The 6,000-nt window shown below is 65.4% G+C and carries 9 protein-coding genes and 1 pseudogene; 8 read left to right on the top strand and 2 right to left on the bottom strand.

What is annotated here, in order from left to right:
- Together ACSIH6_RS10985 and ACSIH6_RS10980 are read right to left on the bottom strand one after the other, a co-directional pair.
- A partial coding sequence (locus tag ACSIH6_RS10985; RefSeq protein ID WP_435108145.1) for a hypothetical protein occupies positions 1-472 on the bottom strand: 472 nt, incomplete at its 3' end.
- A gap of 709 nt (positions 473-1,181) precedes the next feature.
- Positions 1,182-1,409: a hypothetical protein gene (locus ACSIH6_RS10980; RefSeq protein WP_435108144.1), complete on the bottom strand. Its 228-nt coding sequence runs from the start codon at positions 1,407-1,409 to the stop codon at positions 1,182-1,184.
- A gap of 73 nt (positions 1,410-1,482) precedes the next feature.
- Here ACSIH6_RS10980 and ACSIH6_RS10975 point away from each other — a divergent pair, with 73 nt between their 5' ends.
- The 8 genes and pseudogenes from ACSIH6_RS10975 to ACSIH6_RS10940 all read left to right on the top strand — a co-directional run bounded on the left by ACSIH6_RS10975 (position 1,483) and on the right by ACSIH6_RS10940 (position 5,497).
- The gene (locus tag ACSIH6_RS10975; protein WP_435108143.1) at positions 1,483-1,812 is read left to right on the top strand and encodes a hypothetical protein; all 330 of its coding nucleotides are present in this window, start codon (positions 1,483-1,485) and stop codon (positions 1,810-1,812) included.
- Positions 1,813-2,432: 620 nt separating this feature from the next.
- A complete protein-coding gene (locus ACSIH6_RS10970; protein ID WP_435108142.1) occupies positions 2,433-2,765 on the top strand; it encodes a hypothetical protein in 333 nt (110 codons plus the stop codon).
- An 89-nt stretch (positions 2,766-2,854) separates the two neighbouring features.
- Positions 2,855-3,070, top strand: a pseudogene (locus ACSIH6_RS10965) (hypothetical protein); the annotation flags it as partial.
- Positions 3,052-3,600 carry a DUF932 domain-containing protein gene (locus ACSIH6_RS10960; protein WP_435108141.1) on the top strand — a complete coding sequence of 183 codons (549 nt, stop codon included), beginning with the start codon at positions 3,052-3,054 and terminating at the stop codon, positions 3,598-3,600. The pseudogene ACSIH6_RS10965 and the gene ACSIH6_RS10960, both read left to right, overlap by 19 nt.
- Positions 3,601-3,612: 12 nt before the next feature.
- Complete coding sequence (locus tag ACSIH6_RS10955; RefSeq protein ID WP_435108140.1) at positions 3,613-3,753, top strand: hypothetical protein; 141 nt, start codon at positions 3,613-3,615, stop codon at positions 3,751-3,753.
- A gap of 73 nt (positions 3,754-3,826) precedes the next feature.
- A complete protein-coding gene (locus tag ACSIH6_RS10950) occupies positions 3,827-4,021 on the top strand; it encodes a hypothetical protein (protein ID WP_435108139.1) in 195 nt (64 codons plus the stop codon).
- Entirely contained in the window at positions 4,018-5,160 is a 1,143-nt protein-coding gene (locus ACSIH6_RS10945; protein ID WP_435108138.1) for a DNA polymerase III subunit beta family protein, read from the top strand. The genes ACSIH6_RS10950 and ACSIH6_RS10945 overlap by 4 nt, the downstream gene beginning before the upstream one ends.
- Before the next feature lie 58 nt (positions 5,161-5,218).
- Positions 5,219-5,497 carry a hypothetical protein gene (locus ACSIH6_RS10940; protein WP_435108137.1) on the top strand — a complete coding sequence of 93 codons (279 nt, stop codon included), beginning with the start codon at positions 5,219-5,221 and terminating at the stop codon, positions 5,495-5,497.
- Positions 5,498-6,000 lie beyond the last annotated feature (503 nt).

The following is a 6,000-nucleotide window of genomic DNA, read 5'->3' as shown; positions in this document are numbered from 1 at the left end:
TGGTGCCGTCGCGCATCGCGACCAGGTCGGCGGAGGGCACCGTCCAACGGTTCTCCGCGGTCCGGCCCTGGTAGCGCCTGCGCAGGAAGGGGTAGTAGCTCTGGGGGTGGTGCCACAGCAGGATGGTCTTGATGGCCCACCGGACCACGTGTTCCACGTCGAGGCCGTAGACGGGTGCGAGGTGGTGCATCAGCGCGTCGCTGGGCTTGGTGGCCGGGTTGTCGAGATGGTGGTTGAGCAGCCCGTTGCAGGGGCCGCACACGTCGATCATGACCTTGAAGGGTTTGTCGCTGGTGTGGGCGCCGGGCTCGTGCTGGCCTCCGTGGTGCTCCAGGGTGAAGCTGCTCCTGTCAGGCTGGGACCGCCAGCGGTCGAGGTGGCGTTGCTGGAGGATGTGCTCTCCGTCTGAGCCTCGCCCGAGTTGGGTCGCGCAGAACACGCAGTACCTCGAGGTTCCCTTCGTCCGTGTCACCGTGTCGCTTCCTGCCACGTCGGGTGTTCCTGGTCCGCTCATCCTCGCAGTGCGCCCGTGCCCGAGGCGGGGGTTCAGCGTCCTCCGCGGCGGCGGCGGTTGATGCGAGCCCCTCCCCCGCCCGGGGATCCTGGTGGGCGCGCGCCGGCGCCCGTGCCGCTGCGTTTGCCCATGGGCATCAGGGCCTGCGCTGGTTTGAGTAGCGAATCCAGTTCAACGACTGACCACAGCCAGGTGCAAGGAGCATCACCACATGAGGTTCCTGCGCACAGACACGGGCGGAGTAGCTGTCCTCTCGCGTCAAGCTATGTGATGTGCGGTGACAATCGAAAAACCCAGTCCTTGCAATGCCTCAAGAGCGCCTCACCAGTCCAGTCTGGGTGGATCGCGTGGGAGACACGAGTGCTCCTCGCCCCTGAGGCAGTAGGCCCTCTATATCGGTCACGCAGCTGCGAAGCCGCACCACCTAACAGGGCGGTCAGCCCTATCTCGCCATGATTTATGTCGATCTCGCCACCTCGCTTGCATCTGGAGAATCACCATCAAGCGAAACCCAAACTCATACGGGAGCAGTGCTTTCCATTCTGCACGAGAGCCGCTTATCTAGGGCACTGGCCATCCCCGCTGGCGCGGAGACGGGAACAATTTGAACGGCCGATCACATCTGCCCTCTATAAGCCTTGGAATCAAGCTGGACAATGGGCAGTTATCAGGAATCGAAGCGGTCGACCTTTTCCAGAAAAGGCGATCCGAAGTCATTTGAGGCCAGATGCAAGATCGGGGAACAGGTTTCCCAAAACAGAGTCACAGCGCCGTTTTGCAGTCCGGCCAGATGCGAGCAACCCAAAGTATGCAAGACTTGAAAAGCAAGGATAATCATGGCCCTTGGCTCGGAATTCAATACTGAAAACCAAATCTTCGAGAGCAGTGAGCTCACGAAACGCACCCCTGCCGTACACTTGCCATCCCGCCTCCTAGGGTTCCGTGTCTCGCGCAGGCACCCAGTGCCCTTGGACCTGGCTGTCGACATCGTCCAAGAGGCGGACGCGCTCTACCGCACGGGTTGTCAGAACGGCAAGAATAACGCCCTGTATGACAGCGTCCCCACCATCGGGTTCGGCACCGCACTGCACATGCACAAGGTCAACGACCTTCGAATTCTGGAGTACACGGACGAGGAGGGCAGGACCCTGTACGTGTCAGCGATGGAAAAGCCCTATGGCTGGGGAAACCCATACGAGACCTTCAATGCCGCGCTCGTGGAGGCAATCGCCCTGTCCGCGTCCCCAGGTCTCACCTGTGCCGGGGCCTTAATCAACCGCATGATAGGTCTGAAATGATTAGGCGAGCGTGCACCTGAACGAGACGCTAAACCCTACGTCCGTGCTCAGTACTTAAGTCGAGAAGAGTGACGTGAACGTCCCGGGAATGTGCACCTAGAGAGAGGACAGCGCCCAGGTCGTTGATGGAACTTGTTGTGTGAGGCCGTACAGTGCACCCGCATGGACGACCTGTCCTAGCTCCACCGGCTGCCGACGAAGCCCGCAGACGCGAACTCCGCCGTCCCGAACTACTCAACACGTAGATGACCGCTCTCTAGAATCCCATAGACATAAGCGTAAATCGCACTTGGAAGGCAATGAACTTTCGCTCCTGGTCTTCGCTAAGCTGACCAACCTGGAACGGTAGCAAACCTGCAAAAAAGGACTCCACGCCTGCCGGCTCTACCAGGCGAGTATCCAGCCCTGTCTGGAGTGCAAGGCAGTCCTGCTCAAGACAGGGCAGCGCGCCAAGGTCACCTACCGTGCGCACGTGGGATGAGGGCGTGGAAGCCGTCAGCGCCGCGTTGATCCGCGCATATCCCGAACAGCGCAGGTCATGCTCGCCGACCATTAGAATTCACCCCCGACCTGACCGTCAGGTGACTAGCGGTCACGCCGCACCTTGAGAGGGAACAACCATGTCCATACCTGAAGTCGCCCACCATGTGCACTCCTGGCACCCATGGTCAGGGCAACGTCTGGACCTCAGCGACGGCACCAGTCTCACTTGGGAGCCCGACGAGTTCGGCATCATGACAGTGCGCACTGATCCGGGGCGTGTCGTCTCTGTGCAGATGATGGTTGTCAACTGGCGCATCGTCACTTCCGACTCGGACCAGAGCATGTCTCAGAACGGGGGCTGGTGCTACTTCGGCAGGGACAACGCGACCTTGGCGCGTGCATTGATCGCCGCCCGCGACTTCACTCCAGACATGGACGACCCTGTTGGCTACGACAAGCGGGCGTTTTAGAACTCATCTTGTTGGGGTTCTTGGTCACCTACTCTGCTTCGTTAGTGGCACGACTGGTGTCGGACAAGCTGTGGGAACTGTTCCCGCGGATGACGCCCGAGGCGCCCACCCGCCCGCAGAGCGGTGGGCGGACCAGACACGGCGAGCGTCAAGTACTGGTCGCTATCATCCTCGTGGTCACGTCCAGCTGCACTTAGTAGTACAACAACCTGTCGTTGCAGGACTAGACCTAGTTGTCGGCGGTACTCGGCCCCTCGGGGCCCACCGCGCACCGACGTTTCACTGAGTGGCCCCAGGCACGGGTCTAGACCCTGACCGTCCCCGGCGCCTACACCACTGTCCGTACCCACCCAAAGGCCGACGAGCCCGATGCCCTCGGGTACGTGGGCGAGGAGTGGAGCCCGATCCAGAGCGCGGAGCTGGCCGACTCCTCAGCGCCCTGCCCGACGAGTCTGGCGTGCACTTCGAAGCCCCCGGGTCGCCGAAGGACGGACGGCACGTCTTCATCACGATCGAGATACCCGAGGCGATGGCCATTGGGAACGGCACCAACGACCTTGACCTGTACATCGCCGCGATGAACGCCCATGACGGGACGGCCAGCATGCGCGCCGTCGTGTGCGCGAATATCCAGACCGCTGCGCTCTGCGCGAGACGCGTTCGACCTTCTCAGTCCGCCACACAAATGGGATCACTTCTAAGGTCGCCGAGACGCGCTAGGCGTTGTGTCTGTCCTGGAAGTACTTCGAAGTCTTCCAGATCGAAGCCGAAAAGGTGCTGCAGACGAGCATGCGGGACGTCGACTTCGCCAACAAGCACCGACGCCTGTTCCTGATCGCTGACGTCGGTGGGGAGAGCGTCAAGGAGAACCACGACGCTGATCGCCCAGCTCGACCACCTCTACTCCGAGGCCGAGCGGGTCCTGATGCAGCCCAGCGTCCGCAAGCTCAAGAACGACGCGTTCGCCTCGTTCGCGCTCGCGAGCTGACAGACCCCCGGCACGGGGCTGGCGCCCGTCCCACCGCCCCGCGCCGGACCCTGCCCCCAGAGAGGGGAACCCCATGCAGTCCACCAACCGCCGCCTGCGCGCGGCCCGTCGACGCCTGGCCATGGCGACCTACCGGCACAACGACCGCGACATGGTCCAGGCCGCCTTGACCACGCTCGTGCTCCGGCTCGCCAGCGACGCCTCGCGTCGCAGCGCCCGCCGCTACCTGACCTCCGTCCGACCCGGCCCGGAAGGGAACCTCCGATGATCACCACCAGCGTGGCCGCGCTGCGCTCCGCGCTCGCCGCCACCACCCTCATCGACCACGTCCGACCGCCGCTGCCCGTCCTCGGGGGGCTCCTCATCCAGACCGAGGACGGCACCACGACCCTGACCGCCTACGACTTCGACGCGTGCATCACCGTGACCCTGCCCGGGACCACGACCGGCCCCGACGAGCGGTTCGTCGTCGGGCACTTCGCCCTGGCCAAGCTCGTCAAGACCAGGCGCGGCTCCGCGAAGGCGTTGGCCGACGTGCCCGCGACCATCACCGACCACGGGGACCGCGCCACCGTGTCCCTCGGTGACATGACCGCCGAGCTGATGACGCTGCCCGTCGACGACTGGCCCGCGATGCCCGCGCAGGTGCCGGCCGACTGGGGAGTCGACCGACTGGAGTTCGCGCGCGGGGTGCGCGCCGCCGCTGTCGCTGTCGCTGTCGAGCGGGACGACACCCTGCCCGTCCTGAGGGGCATCGACCTGCGCGCCGACGGCCGCGACCTCGTCCTGCAGTCCACCGACCGGTACCGGGCTGTGAGCACGCGCGTGCATATCTACGCCGACCTGACCCGGGGGAGCGAGCCGACCGGGCTCGTGCCCGGCCGTCTGCTCGCCAAGCTCCTGTCCAAGACTAGCTACCCGCACGCCGCCATCGGGCTGAGTGTCGACCCGCGCGGGGAGGGATGGGCGAGCGTCCGCAGTGGGCCGCTCGTCGCGACCCTGCGCCTGATCCCCGGCACGCTCCCCAGGATCGCCGCGTTCGTGCCCCGCGAGTCTGAGACGACCGTGACCGTCGCCCGCGGCGCGTTCGCCGCGCTGCTCTCCGTCGCCGCCACGGAACGCCGAGACACCCCCGTGTACGTGCGCCCCGACGTCGACAGCCTCTCCGTCGCCGCCACCGAGACCGCCACCGCCACCCCGATCCGCGCCGACGGGCACGGCCGATTCACGCCCATCCCATTCAACGCCCGCTACCTGTCCGACGCGCTCAACACCCTGCAGGGCAAGTCCGTGACCCTGCACATCGCCCCGGGCCGCCGTATCGCAGCGCTCGTTCCCGAGGGGACGCCGCTCAGCATCGACGCCGCCCACCTGCACATGATCGTGCCCATCCAGCCCCGCCCGTGATCCGACGTGCCGCCCCCGCCCGCCCCGGGGGCGGCACCTCCCCCACCGAAGGAGCAACATGACCACCCGACGCGAACGCGACCAGCTCACCCAGCTCGCCGTCGACACCTGGCACGACATCGACGAGATCCTCACCGAGCGCGGCGAGACCTACGAGACCACCACCATCAGCGACTGGGGCCCCGGGCTGCGCAACGCCTGGGCCGAGCTGACCGGCATCCGCCGCGCCCTCACCGCTGTCGACATGCACACCGAGATCAATGACATCCGAGGATGGCACCACCACGCCCACAGGGGCGACCCCAGGTGCGCCCCGGCCGACAAAGACCGCAGGTGACCAGCCTCTGCCACATCACCGGCGGCGGCCCGCTGTCCGTGTCCACCGTACGCAGCTACCACAACGACGTCACCAAGCGACGCAAGGACGGATGCCCCCGCCCGGTTACTTCGTGCTGCCGGACCAAGTGTTTGGCCGGTCCCCGAGACCGTCGACGCGTGGGCAACCAACAGGCGCGGCCGCGGCACTGGGAGCGGGCGGCCCCGGCAAGGAGCAGAGGAGAACACCATGACGCTGCAAGCCCTCTCGGTGCGTCACCCGTAAGCGCGAACGATCTTGCACGCGGGCAACAACCTCAAGAACCGCACCCGGCAGACCAGCCGCCGGGGACCGCTCGTCATCCACACGGGCAGTGCCACCGCCCAGGGGGCCCGCGAGCACTGCACCGCCATGGGACTCATCGGCTCGGAGAACCTTACCGCTGCTGACATCGTGGGAGTCGTCGATGTAATCGGTGGCGTGCGCGACCACCCAACATGTGGGTACTCCCAGACCAGTGGCAC

Origin of the sequence: Nocardiopsis synnemataformans, from assembly GCF_965343085.1 — a bacterium.
Lineage (GTDB): Bacteria > Actinomycetota > Actinomycetes > Streptosporangiales > Streptosporangiaceae > Nocardiopsis > Nocardiopsis alborubida.
Note: the sequence above shows the minus strand (reverse complement) of the source record. Positions and strands in the feature narration are given on the sequence as shown.

Bases quoted from the DNA above. Each gene is read 5' to 3' on its own strand.
- ACSIH6_RS10940 (WP_435108137.1), top strand. From the start codon at position 5,219: ATGACCACCCGACGCGAACGCGACCAGCTCACCCAGCTCGCCGTCGAC.
- ACSIH6_RS10945 (WP_435108138.1), top strand. From the start codon at position 4,018: ATGATCACCACCAGCGTGGCCGCGCTGCGCTCCGCGCTCGCCGCCACC.
- ACSIH6_RS10950 (WP_435108139.1), top strand. From the start codon at position 3,827: ATGCAGTCCACCAACCGCCGCCTGCGCGCGGCCCGTCGACGCCTGGCC.
- ACSIH6_RS10970 (WP_435108142.1), top strand. From the start codon at position 2,433: ATGTCCATACCTGAAGTCGCCCACCATGTGCACTCCTGGCACCCATGG.